The sequence below is a fragment of the Streptomyces purpurogeneiscleroticus genome (assembly GCF_020024005.1).
Classification (GTDB): domain Bacteria; phylum Actinomycetota; class Actinomycetes; order Streptomycetales; family Streptomycetaceae; genus Streptomyces; species Streptomyces purpurogeneiscleroticus.
The window spans coordinates 1-13660 of the sequence record NZ_NHSG01000356.1; the positions used below are offsets into that span (position 1 = coordinate 1).

At 73.4% G+C, this 13660-nt stretch carries 11 protein-coding genes; 9 read left to right on the forward strand and 2 right to left on the reverse strand.

Translation table 11 applies throughout. The features are described 5' to 3' along the window. Positions 1 to 30 precede the first annotated feature (30 nt). Entirely contained in the window at positions 31 to 1461 is a 1431-nt protein-coding gene (locus CCS38_RS24375) for a sensor histidine kinase (protein WP_223735440.1), read from the forward strand. A gap of 28 nt (positions 1462 to 1489) precedes the next feature. Here the strand turns inward: CCS38_RS24375 and CCS38_RS24380 are convergent, their stop codons facing one another. After that, positions 1490 to 2485, reverse strand: a complete 996-nt coding sequence (locus tag CCS38_RS24380) for a TAXI family TRAP transporter solute-binding subunit (protein WP_223735441.1) — start codon at positions 2483 to 2485, stop codon at positions 1490 to 1492. Positions 2486 to 2599: 114 nt separating this feature from the next. Between CCS38_RS24380 and CCS38_RS24385 the strand changes: the two genes are divergently transcribed. The 4 genes from CCS38_RS24385 to CCS38_RS24400 all read left to right on the forward strand — a co-directional run bounded on the left by CCS38_RS24385 (position 2600) and on the right by CCS38_RS24400 (position 8293). After that, complete coding sequence (locus CCS38_RS24385; protein ID WP_223735442.1) at positions 2600 to 3058, forward strand: MarR family winged helix-turn-helix transcriptional regulator; 459 nt, start codon at positions 2600 to 2602, stop codon at positions 3056 to 3058. Beyond that, positions 3055 to 5898, forward strand: coding sequence for an FUSC family protein (locus CCS38_RS24390; protein WP_223735443.1), 2844 nt, complete (start codon positions 3055 to 3057; stop codon positions 5896 to 5898). Before CCS38_RS24385 ends, CCS38_RS24390 begins: the two co-directional genes overlap by 4 nt. 93 nt (positions 5899 to 5991) lie before the next feature. Then, positions 5992 to 7479, forward strand: coding sequence for a tRNA (N6-isopentenyl adenosine(37)-C2)-methylthiotransferase MiaB (miaB, locus tag CCS38_RS24395; protein WP_223735444.1), 1488 nt, complete (start codon positions 5992 to 5994; stop codon positions 7477 to 7479). A gap of 94 nt (positions 7480 to 7573) precedes the next feature. Further along, a complete protein-coding gene (locus tag CCS38_RS24400; RefSeq protein ID WP_223735445.1) occupies positions 7574 to 8293 on the forward strand; it encodes a class III extradiol dioxygenase subunit B-like domain-containing protein in 720 nt (239 codons plus the stop codon). 95 nt (positions 8294 to 8388) lie between these two features. Here the strand turns inward: CCS38_RS24400 and CCS38_RS24405 are convergent, their stop codons facing one another. Then, entirely contained in the window at positions 8389 to 8676 is a 288-nt protein-coding gene (locus tag CCS38_RS24405; protein ID WP_223735446.1) for an antitoxin, read from the reverse strand. Between the two features lie 171 nt (positions 8677 to 8847). On the opposite strand from CCS38_RS24405, the gene miaA reads away from it, so the two are divergent. The 4 genes from miaA to CCS38_RS24425 all read left to right on the forward strand — a co-directional run. Next, positions 8848 to 9798, forward strand: a complete 951-nt coding sequence (gene miaA / locus CCS38_RS24410; RefSeq protein ID WP_223735447.1) for a tRNA (adenosine(37)-N6)-dimethylallyltransferase MiaA — start codon at positions 8848 to 8850, stop codon at positions 9796 to 9798. 179 nt (positions 9799 to 9977) lie between these two features. Then, positions 9978 to 10622 (forward strand): hypothetical protein, encoded by a 645-nt coding sequence (locus tag CCS38_RS24415; RefSeq protein WP_223735448.1) that lies wholly within the window; start codon positions 9978 to 9980, stop codon positions 10620 to 10622. 95 nt (positions 10623 to 10717) lie between these two features. Next, positions 10718 to 11608, forward strand: a complete 891-nt coding sequence (gene dapF, locus CCS38_RS24420; protein ID WP_223735449.1) for a diaminopimelate epimerase — start codon at positions 10718 to 10720, stop codon at positions 11606 to 11608. A gap of 216 nt (positions 11609 to 11824) precedes the next feature. After that, on the forward strand, positions 11825 to 13660 hold a 1836-nt coding region (locus CCS38_RS24425; RefSeq protein ID WP_223735450.1), incomplete at its 3' end, for a RelA/SpoT family protein.

The following is a 13660-nucleotide window of genomic DNA, read 5'->3' on the forward strand; positions in this document are numbered from 1 at the left end:
CCCCCGGCCTCCTGACGCCCGTCCAGTACCGTGCGCACCCGCCTCCTTCCGCTCCTCATCGTGCTGCTGGCCGGTGTGCTGCTCGCGCTCGGCTTCCCGCTGGCCGGCAGCCAGGCGGCGGGCGAGCAGCAGCGGGTGGTGGTGGACCGGATCGACGACGCGGCGCGCTTCGCCTCGCTGGCGCAATTCGTGACCGCCCGGCCCGGTGCCGACGGCCGGGCGCCCGCCGAGGACGAACGGCTGAGCACGCTCCGTACGGAGCTCCAGCGGTACCACGATCTCTACGGCATCCGTGCCGGTGTCTTCTACCGTGATCGCACCCCCATGGCCGCTGCGCCCGCGCGCTGGCGGATACCGAGTGAGGGGGAGGGGCGGCAGGCTTTCGACGAGGCGCTCGCCGGGCGGCGCAGCCACGACCCGCACCAGGCGTGGCCGTGGGACGACCGCCGGCTGCCGGTCGCCTCGCCGGTCATCCGGGACGGCGACGTCGTCGCGGTGGTCTTCACCGACTCGCCCACGAAGCAGCTGCGTTCGAGGATCCTGCACGGCTGGCTGTGGCTGGTGGCGGGGGAGTCGCTGGCCATGCTGGTCGCGGTCGGCGCCGCGTTCCGGCTCACGGGGTGGGTGCTGCTGCCCGTACGGACACTGGACGCGGCCACCCACGACATCGCCACCGGGCGGATGAAGTCCCGGGTGGTCGCCGGTTCCGGGCCGCCGGAACTGCGCAGGCTGGCGCGGTCGTTCAACGAGATGGCGGACAACGTCGAGGACGTGCTGGAGCAGCAGCGCGCCTTCGTCGCCGACGCCTCCCACCAGCTCCGCAATCCGCTCTCCGCCCTTCTCCTCCGCATCGAACTGCTCGCGCTCGAACTCCCCGAGGACAACGAGGAGATCGCCTCCGTGCGTACGGAGGGCAAGCGCCTGGCCCGGGTCCTGGACGGCCTGCTGGACCTGGCGCTGGCCGAGCACACACCGGCCGACCTGCAGCTCACCGATGTCGCCGCGCTCGCCGCCGAACGGGCCGACGCCTGGCGTCCGCTGGCCGACGACAAGGGCGTGATGCTGCGGTACGACGGGCACGGCGCGGTCACGGGCTGGGCGGACCCGGTGGCGCTGTCCAGTGCCCTGGACGCGGTCGTCGACAACGCCCTGAAGTTCACCCCGGCCGGCGAGGAGGTCACGGTCGCCGCGGCCCCCGACGGCGAGTGCGTCCGGATCACCGTCGCCGACCACGGCCCCGGCCTCACGGACGAGGAACTGGAACGGATCGGTGACCGCTTCTGGCGCAGCGGCCGCCATCAGAACGTCTCCGGATCCGGCCTGGGCCTGTCCATCACCCGCGCCATGCTCGCCGCGGGCGGCGCGGAGATCTCCTACGCCCCGAACGTGCCACGCGGCCTGTGCGTCACTGTCACCGTCCCGCGCGACCGCCCGCACCAGGACGCCCCGGCGGCCCCCTGACGGCCCCGTGAGGGCCCTTCGCGGGCCCCTACGGCTTGGCCGAGACGTAGTACCGCCGTGCTCCCTCGTGCAGCGGCAGGGGATCGGTGAAGACGGCGGTGCGCAGGTCGACCTTCTGGGCGTCGTGCACCTCGCGGCCGATGCGGTCGCGGCTGTCTATCACCGTCCGCGTGATGGCCCTGGTCAGGTCCGGGTCCTCGCGGTCGGTGGTCACCAGCAGATTCGCCACCGCGATGGTCTTCACGGCCCGGTCGTCCTGGGCCTCCGGATACGCGTCCGCCGGCATCACGGCGGCCCGGTAGTAGCGGCTGCCCCTGCCCTGCGCGTGCAGCGGCTTCACCAGGTCGCCGAGTTGTACCAGCCGTACGGGGAAGCGGTCGGCCAGCCGCTTCACGGCCGTGGTGGGCAGCCCGCCGGACCAGAAGAACGCGTCGAGCTTCCCGCTCTCCAGCAGCCGCGGCATCGTGTCGATGCCGACCCGCTCCGCGCGGATGTCCCGGTCGAAGTCCAGCTTCGCCGCGCGCATCAGCCGGCGGGTGATCAGCTGTACTCCGGAGCCGTCGGCGCCGACCCCGACCCGCAGCCCCTTCAGATCGCGCGTCGAGCGGACCTTGGACTTCTTCGGGACGACCAGCTGCATGTAGTCGTCGTAGAGGCGTGCACACGCGCGCAGCCCGGTGGCGCCCGGCCCGCGGGCCTCCTGGTACGTGGCGACCGCGTCGGCCGCCGCGATGGTGTACTCGGCGCGCCCCGAGACGAGTTTGCGGATGTTGTCGACGGAGCCCTCGCTGCGGGAGAGGGTGACGTCGAGGTCCGGGAGGTCGTGCGCCAGGTCCTGCTTCAGCAGCTCTCCGTAGCGCGCGTACACCCCGGTCGGCACCCCCGTGGCCAGCGTGACCCGCCCGCCCGGTGCCTGCGGTCCGCCCGGCAGCAGGCACCACAGCAGCAGCCCGGCGACGGCCGCCGCCGCGACCGCCATCTGCAGCGCCCGGCGGCCGCAGGGCAGGGGAAGGCTGTGGACCATGGCCGGAATCCTGCCAGCCGCGGCCCCCGAAAGGGAGGGGCCCATGGTGACTGTCCTCATGAGGTGCGCAGCACCCAGTGACGAGGGTGCATGTCCCTGTTATATAATTGCTATATGCATTCATCGTCGACGTCCGACGAACAGCGCATCGAGAACGCCGCTCGCGGGCTCCTCCGGGGCATCGGCAGGCTCTCCCAAGCACTCTTCCGGCTCGGTGAATTCGGCCTGCCGCGCACGCACGTCTCGCTCCTGGACGCCCTGGAGGGCGGCCCCCTGCGGGTCACCGGACTCGCCGCGCGCACCGGGATCGCGCAGCCCCGGGTCACCGTGGTCCTGCAGGAGCTGGAGGAGCGCGGACTCGTCCAGCGCGAGCGCAGCGCCCACGACCGGCGCTGTATCGAGACCTCGCTGACGCCCGCCGGCCGGGAGCTGCTGGAGCGCGCGCGGCAGCGGATGGCCGCGGCGCTCCTCGAAGGGCTGCGTTCGAACGTCGACGAACCGGAGCGCGCCGTGGGCGCCGCCCGGGATGCCGTAAGGACCGTGCTGCACGCCATCGAACCGGAGGTCAGTTGACCACGCCAGCCACCGAAACCCCGGACCTCACCGACGGCCGTACCGGCCGCGATCCGGCCCGCGACAGCGCCGTGGCACCCCGGCGCGTCGGCGGGCCGAGACGCTGGTGGGACTGGGTGCTCGCCGCCGACCCCGGACTCGGCCAGCTGCAGGCCGGGTGGCGGACGCTGGTCGCCATGGTCACCGGGCTCGCGACCGGTTACGGGATGTCCGTGGCGCTCGGCCTGCCCGCCATGCTGGGCATGATGGCCGGCGGCATGATGGGCCTGATGAGCGCGTTCGCCGTCGCCGAGAACACCTGGCAGCGGCTGACCAAGGCCATCGTGTGGATGCCGTTCCCGTTCTCCGCCGCGCTGCCGCTCGCCGCCTGGCTGCACCAGTACCGCGTACTCGAACTCACCATCATGGTGGCCGCGCTCGCGGTCACGTTCTTCCTCGCCCGGTTCGGCACCCTCGCGCTGCTGGGCGGCATGCTGCTCTTCAACGCCTTCATGGTCGGCATGATGGCGAACGTCCCGCTGAACCTCTGTGGCGAGATGTTCGTCGTCGCCCTGGTGTCCGCCGTCGCCGTCCTGCTGACCCGGCTCGCGCTGTGCTACCCGATGCCGCGCGAGGACCTCCTTCGTACGCAGCGCGCCTTCGTCGTCGAGGCCCGCAGGGTCGCCGACGCCGCCACCGACGCGCTGGACCCCGACGCCGACCACGAGGTCGCCGTCAAGCGGATGCGGCGCAGCCTGCGCCGGCTGAACGTCACCACGGTCACCATCGACGGCCGCCTCGCCCAGCCCGAGGTCGCCGCCGCCCCGGACACCGCCGAGCTCCTCCACCGCCACCTCTTCGACGCCGAGCTGGCCCTGAAGGGCATCGGCCAGTGCGTCCAGCAGCTGACCCGCCTCCAGGCACCGGCGCACCTCCGGGAGGCCATGGTCGTCGGCTTGGTCATCACCCGGGACACCCCGCTGGGCCGGGCCGACGCGCTGCGCCCGGCCGCCCAGCTCATCCAGCAGCAGGCCACCGCCGTACTGGAGGCCGCCGAGGCGGGCTCCGAAGAGGCCGAGGCCGCCGCGCTGGCCCGCCGGGTCGGCCACCTCCTGGACTCGCTCGCCGACTCCCTCGCCCACTGGCTCGACCTCGGCTGGAACGCGCCGGCCGCCCGCGCCAAGGTGCCCTTCCAGCCCACCGTCGCGCTGGAGCAGAACCGCCCGGCCGGCACCGGAGCGGTCGCCCGCCGGGTCATCGCCGCCCAGAGCGAGAAGGGCTGGCGGCGGGCGGTCCCGTACCTGCGCGCACCCGTGCACGCCGGGCTCGCGGCCGCCATCGTGTGCCCCATCACCGATGCCATCAATCCGCAGCGCTTCTACTGGGGCCTGGTCGGCGTGATGATCACGCTGTTCGGAACGAACACCACCCACGAAAGGCTGCGCAAGCTCGGCCACCGTATGGCGGGCACCATCGTCGGTGCCGTCATCGGTGTCGTACTGCTCCGCCTGATCGGCCCCGGGCACATCTACTGGACGCTCGCCGTCATCGTGGCCGGACTGACCGTCGGCTCATGGGGCATGCAGCGCCAGTACGCCTACTGGGTCGCCGGACTGGTCACCGCCCTGGTTCAGCTCTACGGCCTGTCCACCCCGTACACGGGCATGGAGAAGCTGCTCAGTGAGCGGCTTCTCGACAACGGGCTCGGCATCGTCATCGCCACCGCCTGTGCCGCGCTGATCTTCCCGGTCTCCACCCGCAAGATCGCCCAGGAGGCCGAGCGCGGCTACGTCTCGGCACTGGAACACCTGCTCTCCCAGGTAGCCGAGCGCTGGCAGGACCCCGCCGCCCCGGTACGGCTGCGCGGCGCCGCCCGTGGTGTGGACGCGGCGCTGTACCAGGTGCGCGGCGTGGCCCGGCCGCTGGTCCGGATGCCCATCGGCGTCCGCGGCCGCGGCGCCGAGAACCGCCTCGCGCTGCTCACCGCCGCCACCGGCCACGCCCGCTCGCTCGCCGCGGCCGCTGACATCGACATCGACCTCGCCCCGGAGCTGGGCTCGCGCGTCGAGCGGATCACCGCCACCTTCGTGGAGTCCCTGCACGCCCTCGACCGGCGCTTCGCCACGGGGGAGCCCGGCGGCACCTGGGTACGCGTCAGCCCGCTCATCCGGGAGCTGGAGGAGGTGCTGCGCGCACCGGCAGGGCCCCGCGCCGACCGTCTCCACCGGGCGCTGCGGGAGCTGGCCGCGCTGGACGAGGCGCTGGCCGGTTACGCCGAGGACCGCGGGCTGACCGTCACGACCGCCGCCGCGGAACCGGAGCCGGCCACGGCAGCCGGCCCGGCCCCGAAGCACAGCGCGGCACCGAAGGACGGCATGTCCACGCTGGACCGCCGCACCCAGGCAGCCCTGGCCGCCTGGCTGGCGCACACCCGGCACGACGGCGAGCCGGGCGCGAAGCAGGTCCCGGCGGCCCCCGGGACCACGGCGGGCGCCCCGGCGCCGCAGCAGGACGCCACGGCCGCTCAGTCGCCCGCTCCCGCGCCCCGCGGCCGTACGGCGTCCTCCGCCGCCCGTACCGCCTCCCCGGTCCGCACGTGCACCGTCAGCGGCTCCCTGCACTGCCCGGAACACCCCGGCGGCTGCGAGGCGTGGATCACCGTCGTCAGCGACCGCGGCAAGCGCCGCGCGGGTGTCCGGGCGACCGGCGGCCGCTACCGCATCACGGGCCTGGAGCCCGGCGGCTACACCGTGATCGCCTCCGGCTCGGCGCACGCCCCGACAGCGCGTTTCCTGGCGGTGGACCCCTCCCGGGGCGACGTCCACCACGACATCGAGCTGAAGCCCGCCGCGCGCCCCTGAGCCGCTGAGCCCGCCCCTTGGCCGTCCGCCCCCTCCGGGATGCCCCCGGAGGGGGCGGACGGCCTTCGGGAGCACGTACCCTGGTCGATTGAGATGAGTGCGAAGACATACGAGGTGCGCACCCACGGGTGCCAGATGAACGTCCATGACTCCGAGCGGCTGGCCGGCCTGCTGGAGGACGCCGGGTACGTGCCAGCGCCCGAGGGCGCCGACGGTGCGGACGTCGTCGTCTTCAATACCTGCGCGGTGCGCGAGAACGCCGACAACAAGCTCTACGGCAACCTCGGCCAGCTCGCCCCGAAGAAGGCATCGCGGCCCGGTATGCAGATCGCCGTCGGCGGCTGTCTGGCACAGAAGGACCGCGACACCATCGTCAAGAAGGCGCCCTGGGTGGACGTCGTCTTCGGTACGCACAACATCGGCAAGCTGCCGGTCCTCCTGGAGCGCGCCCGCGTCCAGGAAGAGGCGCAGGTCGAGATCGCCGAGTCGCTGGAGGCGTTCCCCTCCACGCTGCCCACCCGCCGCGAGAGCGCGTACGCGGCCTGGGTCTCCATCTCGGTCGGCTGCAACAACACCTGCACCTTCTGCATCGTCCCCGCGCTGCGCGGCAAGGAGAAGGACCGCCGGCCCGGCGACATCCTCGCCGAGATCGAGACCCTGGTCTCCGAGGGCGTCTCCGAGATCACCCTGCTCGGCCAGAACGTCAACGCCTACGGCTCCGACATCGGCGACCGCGAGGCGTTCTCCAAGCTGCTGCGCGCCTGCGGGAAGATCGAGGGCCTGGAGCGGGTCCGCTTCACCTCTCCGCACCCCCGCGACTTCACCGACGACGTGATCGCCGCCATGGCCGAGACGCCGAACGTCATGCCGCAGCTCCACATGCCGCTGCAGTCCGGCTCGGACACCGTCCTCAAGGCCATGCGCCGCTCCTACCGCCAGGAGCGCTTCCTCGGGATCATCGAGAAGGTCCGCGCGGCCATGCCGGACGCGGCCATCTCCACCGACATCATCGTGGGCTTCCCCGGCGAGACCGAGGAGGACTTCGAACAGACGCTGCACACCGTGCGCGAGTCCCGCTTCGCGCAGGCGTTCACGTTCCAGTACTCCAAGCGTCCCGGCACTCCGGCCGCGACCATGGAGGGGCAGATCCCCAAGGAGGTCGTCCAGGCCCGCTACGAGCGGCTGGTCGCCCTCCAGGAGGAGATCTCCTGGGAGGAGAACAAGAAGCAGGTCGGCCGCACCGTCGAGGTCATGGTCGCCGAGGGCGAGGGCCGCAAGGACGGCGCCACGCACCGCCTCTCGGGGCGCGCGCCCGACAACCGCCTCGTGCACTTCACCAAGCCGGCCACCGAGGTGCGCCCCGGTGACATGGTGACGGTCGAGATCACGTACGCGGCCCCGCACCACCTGCTCGCCGAGGGCGAGGCCGTCGCGGTCCGCCGGACCCGCTCCGGCGACGCCTGGGAGCGCCGCAACGCCGCTCCGGCGCAGCCCGCCGGGGTCATGCTCGGCCTGCCGACGGTCGGCGCCCCGGCGCCCGCTCCGGCGGAGCCGGCGGGCGGCTGCTGCCCGACCTCCTGAGCACCCTCCCCGGCCCCGTTCCCGCACCGGCCGCGCGTGCCGGGTACGGGGCCGCGGACGGACGCCCCACAGGGGCGGAGATACGCTGCGGACCATGCTCGTAGCTGCTGCTCTGTGTCCCTGTCCGCCGCTGCTCGTCCCCGAGGTCGCCGGCGGTGCCGCGGCCGAACTGGACGGCCTGCGGGCCGCCTGTACGGACGCGGTCGGCGTGCTCGCGGCCGCGCGGGCCGACCGGCTGGTCGTCGTCGGCCCCGCCGAGCCCGAAGGCCGCGGGGCGTTCAAGGAGGGGACCCCGGGGTCCTTCGCCGGATTCGGCGTGGACCTCTCCGTACGACTCGGCGCACCGGACGGCGAAGGCGCCGCGGAGGGCAGGCAGCTGCCGCCTTCCTTGGCCATCGGAGCGTGGCTCCTGGAGCGCGCGGACTGGCGCGGCGTTCCCGTGACCGCCCTCGGGGTGGGCGAACCGCTCGAACCGGAGAAGTGCCTGGGCGCCGGACGTCAGCTCGCGGCGTCGGCCGAGCGCGTGGCACTGCTGGTGATGGGCGACGGCAGCGCCTGCCGTACGGTCAAGGCGCCCGGTTACTTCGACGAGCGCGCCGAGGCGTTCGACGCGGAGCTGGCCCGCATGCTGGGCGGCGCGGACGCCGCCGCACTGGGGGCGCTGGACGAGGAGCCCGCGCAGTCGCTCAAGGTCTCCGGCCGCGCCTGCTGGCAGGTCCTGGCAGGGGCCGCGGAAGGTGCCGGGCTGGGCGGCGAGCTGCTCCACGAGGAGGCGCCGTACGGGGTCGGGTACTTCGTGGCCGCCTGGTCCTGACCGGCCCGCCACGGGCCCCGCACGCGACACCGGCACACGACGGTGGCCGGGGACCACTCGGATCCCCGGCCACCGGTCTGTGGGCCCCGCCCGTCTCACATCGGGTCGCCCGGCCGCCGCTCCGTGCCCCGGCCCCCGGCGGTCCCGCCGTCCGTGCCGCGGGTGTGCTTGCCCTGGTGCTCCGACATCCGGCGCAGGGCTTCCTTCGCCTTGGCCGTACCGGTGCCGATCTGGCCGCTGTACTTGCCCTTCGTCCTGGCGTCGGCAGCCCTCCCGGCCTTGTCCAGACCCTGATCGATCTTGTCACCGTGCTGGTGCGCGAAGTCACCGGCCTTGCCCTTGAGGAGGCCGGCCTTGGCCTTGAGATTGTCCAGCAGGCCCATGAGCCACCTTCCTTGGTCGGAGGACGCATAGCTCCAAAACGCCCATACCTGGGCTTTACCCTACTCTTGTGGCTCAAACCCCGCTTTGCTCGCGCCGTGCGAGACCCTTCGGGGAGCGGGCCGTGCGGCGCCTCGTTCGAAACCGCCCGCGCGGTTTGACAGACTGGCGCGGTGAACAACGCAGTTCCCGCACCGCGGGTCATCGCCGTCGTCGGCCCCACCGCGGCCGGCAAGTCCGACCTGGGCGTCGCCCTTGCCCAGCGTTTCGGCGGCGAGGTCGTCAACGCCGACTCCATGCAGCTGTACCGGGGCATGGACATCGGTACCGCCAAGCTCACCCAGGAGGAACGGGAGGGCGTGCCGCACCACCTCCTGGACATCTGGGACGTCACTCAGGCGGCGAGTGTCGCGGAGTACCAGCGGCTGGCCCGCGCCGAGATCGACCGGCTGCTCGCCCAGGGGCGCACCGCCGTCCTGGTGGGCGGCTCCGGCCTCTACGTGCGCGGCGCGCTGGACAACCTGGAGTTCCCCGGGACCGACCCCGAGGTGCGCGCCCGGCTGGAGGCCGAGCTGGAGCAGGAGGGCAGCGGCGTACTGCACGCCCGGCTGGCGGCCGCCGACCCCGAGGCGGCGCGCGCGATCCTGCCGAGCAACGGGCGCCGCGTCGTCCGCGCCCTGGAGGTCATCGAGATCACCGGGCGCCCCTTCACGGCGAATCTGCCCGGCCCCGAGGACCAGCGCGAGGTCTACGCCGGCACCGTGCAGATCGGTGTCGACGTGGCCCGCCCCGAACTGGACGAGCGGATCGCCGTACGAGTGGACCGCATGTGGGAGGCGGGGCTCGTGGCCGAGGTACGCGCACTGGAGGCGCAGGGCCTGCGCGAAGGGCGTACGGCTTCCCGTGCGCTCGGGTACCAGCAGGTACTGGCGTACCTCGCGGGGGAGTGCACCGAGGACGAGGCGCGGGCCGAGACCGTACGCGCCACCAAACGCTTCGCGCGCCGCCAGGACTCGTGGTTCCGGCGGGACCCGCGGGTCCACTGGCTCAGCGGTGCCGCCGAGGTCCGCGGGGAACTTCCGGAGCGCGCGCTGGCGTTGCTCGAACGACCGGTCACAGCCTGATCACGTCCTGGCATCGGGACGCTCCGGCCGTCATCGGGCCCCCTGAGGGCGTGTCATTATCGACCATCGACCGAGCCGTGGCGTCTGGAACTGGGAGGGCATTGGCGATGGAGGCCCGCCCTCGCAGCAGAGCGCAGCAGCCGGAAGTACCGCGCGAACAGCGCGGCGAAGGGGAACCGATGACCGGTCACGGGACGGGCCGGGCGCCGGCGCTCGACGACGCCGGACCGGCCGACGGCGCCGGACTGCCGCGGGACGACAGGACCGCCGCCGAGAGCCACCACGCCGAGGACGCCCCGCTCCCGGACAGGGACCTGTTCCCGGACGACGGCCTGCTCGCCGGTGAGGAGCGCCCGGGGGACGACGACCGGCTGACGGCGGACGACGGGCCGGCGGGCGACGCGGGCCTGGAGGACGCGACCGTGCTGGACGGTTCGGACGGGCCCGACGCGCAGCCGGAGGACGACCGGCCGGCCGAGGACGCCGCGTCCTTCCGGGAGCTGCGGCCGCCGCGTCGCCTCCGCCTGTGGCAGCTTGCCCCCATCGTGGGGCTGGCGGCCGTCGGCTCACTGATGTTCGCCTTTCCGCTGGCGTTCGAATTCGGCGGGGACGGCGGCGCCGTGTTCGCGATGCTCGGACTGCTGCTGTGCTGCTGCGCGGCGGGCTGGGGCATGATGGCCGCCCGCCGGGTCGGCCACACCTGGCCGGGCCTGGCGGCCCGTGGCTCGGGCCGGCGCACGGACTGGCGGGTGGTGGCCGTGTACGTCGCGGTCGTCCTGGTGCTCGCGGCCCTCGCGATCTGGCGCGTGGCCCGGCTGCGCTGAGCGAGCCCGCTCCGCCTCGGTACGCGGCGTCTCTGCCTCCGTACGCGGCGCGCCCGGATGCGGCCGCTGTCGGTGGTGGCCCGTACGATTCAAGAGTGAGCAACGAGCGCATTGCCTTCCTCAAGGGCCACGGCACCGAGAACGACTTCGTGATCGTCCCCGACCCGGACGGGCGGCTGGAGCTGCCCGCGTCCCTGGTCGCGCGGCTCTGCGACCGCCGGGCCGGCATCGGCGGCGACGGCGTGCTGCACGTCGTACGGTCCGCGGCGCACCCCGAGGCGCGTGCCATGGCCGACGAGGCCGAGTGGTTCATGGACTACCGCAACGGCGACGGCTCGATCGCCGAGATGTGCGGCAACGGCGTCCGGGTGTTCGCGCGCTATCTCGAGCACGCCGGGCTGGCCGAGCCCGGCGATCTGGCCATCGCCACCCGGGCGGGCGTGCGCCGCGTGCACCTCGCCAAGGACGCCGCGGGCCCCGGGACAGGCGAGGTCACTGTCACCATGGGCCGCGCCGAGCTCCCCGAGGAGCAGGTCACGGTCACGGTCGGCGGCCGCAGCTGGCCCGCGCGCAACGTGAACATGGGCAATCCGCACGCCGTCGCCTTCGTCGAGGACCTCGACCACGCCGGGGACCTGCTCAGCGCTCCGCCGTTCAGCCCCGCCGCCGTTTATCCGGACGGAGTCAACGTCGAGTTCGTCGTCGACCGCGGTCCGCGCCATGTCGCGATGCGCGTCCACGAGCGCGGCTCCGGCGAGACCCGCTCCTGCGGCACGGGCGCCTGCGCGGTCGCCGTCGCCGCCGCCCGCCGGGACGGCGACGACCCCGCGATCACGGGCAGCCCCGTCGCGTACACCGTCGACGTCCCCGGCGGCCGGCTCGTGATCACGGAGCTGCCGGACGGCACGGTCGAGATGACGGGCCCCGCGGTGATCGTCGCCGAGGGCACGATCGACCCCGCCTGGCTGGCCGCGGCCGGCGCCTGAGACCGCCGGCGGGCCGGCTCCGGGGCCACCCCGGAACGACCCTCGTACGGTAACGGGGTACCGCCGAAGGTTCGCTCGAATGGGTGATCCGTTTCACTCTGGGCGAGAGGCGGTGAGCGGTGCGTGATGGGCTCGGTAGCATCAAGCACCGGCCCGGACACCGCCGTCACCGTCTGATCGCGTCCGGCCGCCGGTCGATGCTGCCGGAGGTGCCCCATGAGCGCAGAGGCCACTGAACCCAGCGGTGCGCCCGCAGAGCTTCACCCGGCAGGGGTTCCGGCCCGCAAACGCGGCCGACCCCGTCTGGAGCTGAGAGGTCTGCGGCGGTTCAGCCGCGCGGCGCTGCTGGGGCCCATGCCGCGCGACGGCCTGCCCGACGCCCTGGAGCACGTCGCCAAGGTCCACCGCGCCCACCATCCGGACGCCGACCTGGCGGTCCTCAGCAAGGCGTACGCGCTCGCCGAGTCCTCGCACCGGGGGCAGATGCGCAAGAGCGGCGAGCCGTACATCACGCACCCCTTGGCCGTGACGCTGATCCTCGCCGAACTGGGCGCGGAGACCACGTCGTTGACCGCCTCCCTGCTCCACGACACGGTCGAGGACACGGAGGTGACGCTCGATCAGGTGGGTGCGGAGTTCGGCGAGGAGGTGCGCTTCCTGGTCGACGGCGTCACCAAGCTGGAGAAGGTCGACTACGGCGCGGCGGCCGAGCCGGAGACCTTCCGCAAGATGCTGCTGGCCACGGGCAACGACGTCCGGGTGATGACGATCAAGCTCGCGGACCGGCTGCACAACATGCGCACCCTCGGTGTGATGCGCCCCGAGAAGCAGGCCAGGATCGCCAAGGTCACCCGCGACGTGCTGATCCCGCTCGCCGAACGCCTCGGTGTCCAGGCGCTCAAGACCGAGCTGGAGGACCTGGTCTTCGCGATCCTGCATCCGGAGGAGTACGCCGCCACCCGCACCCTCGTGCGGCAGCACGCCGAGCGCCCCGACCCGCTCGCGGCCGTCGCCGAGCGGATGCGCGCGGTCCTGCACGACGCGGGCATCGACGCCGAAGTCCTCGTCCGGCCGCGGCACTTCGTCTCGGTGCACCGGGTGCGGATAGGGCGCGGCGAGCTGACCGGCGCGGACCTGGGGCGGCTGCTGGTGCTGGTCACCGAGGACGCGGACTGTTACGCCGTACTGGGCGAGCTGCACACGTGCTTCACGCCGGTCGTCTCGGAGTTCAAGGACTTCATCGCGGCGCCCAAGTTCAACCTGTACCAGTCCCTGCACACCGCCGTGACGAGCGAGCACGGCGAGATTGCCGAAACGCTTATCCGCACCCACCGGATGCACCGGGTGGCCGAGGCCGGGGTGATCGCGCTCGGCAACCCGCACGTTCCCGCGGAGGGCGGCCCGTACGGCCCGTCGGAGGCCGCTGAGGCGCCCGACGGGGAGCGGGTGGACCCGACCCGCCCCGGCTGGCTCTCACGGCTCCTGGAGTGGCAGCGGGTCGCCCCCGACCCGGACACGTTCTGGACCTCGCTCCGGGACGATCTGGCCGAGGACCGGGAGATCACGGTCTTCCGCGCGGACGGCGGCTTCGGCGGGGGAGCGGAGGCGGCGCGCGAGACGGCGGCGGATTCCTCGGGCGACCGCGGCGCGATCCGGCTGCCGGCGGGCGCGAGCTGCGTGGACGCCGCGTACGCACTCCATGGGGCCGGGGCGCACTGTTGCATCGGCGCGCGCGTGAACGGCCGCCTGGCGACCCTCTCGACGATCCTCCTCGACGGCGACAGCCTGCACCTCCTCATGGCCCCGGACTCCGCAGCGGGACCCTCCCCACAGTGGCTGGAGTACGCGCGCACACCCGCGGCCCGCCTCGCCATCTCCCGCTGGCTCGCCGCGCATCCGGCGGCGGAACGCGGGGAACGGGACGCCGGTACCGGGACCGTCGAGACCGCGGAGGCCCCGGAGGGCGGCACCGCCGGCGACGGGCCGGACGAGCGGAGCCCCGCCCTCGAAGCGGGCACCGCCGACCCCGTGGACGCCGATGAGGCCCCCGGG

Bases quoted from the DNA above. Each gene is read 5' to 3' on its own strand.
- CCS38_RS24380 (WP_223735441.1), bottom strand. From the start codon at position 2,485: ATGGTCCACAGCCTTCCCCTGCCCTGCGGCCGCCGGGCGCTGCAGATG.
- CCS38_RS24405 (WP_223735446.1), bottom strand. From the start codon at position 8,676: ATGGGCCTGCTGGACAATCTCAAGGCCAAGGCCGGCCTCCTCAAGGGC.
- CCS38_RS24400 (WP_223735445.1), top strand. From the start codon at position 7,574: ATGCTCGTAGCTGCTGCTCTGTGTCCCTGTCCGCCGCTGCTCGTCCCC.
- CCS38_RS24415 (WP_223735448.1), top strand. From the start codon at position 9,978: ATGACCGGTCACGGGACGGGCCGGGCGCCGGCGCTCGACGACGCCGGA.
- CCS38_RS24385 (WP_223735442.1), top strand. From the start codon at position 2,600: ATGCATTCATCGTCGACGTCCGACGAACAGCGCATCGAGAACGCCGCT.
- miaB (WP_223735444.1), top strand. From the start codon at position 5,992: ATGAGTGCGAAGACATACGAGGTGCGCACCCACGGGTGCCAGATGAAC.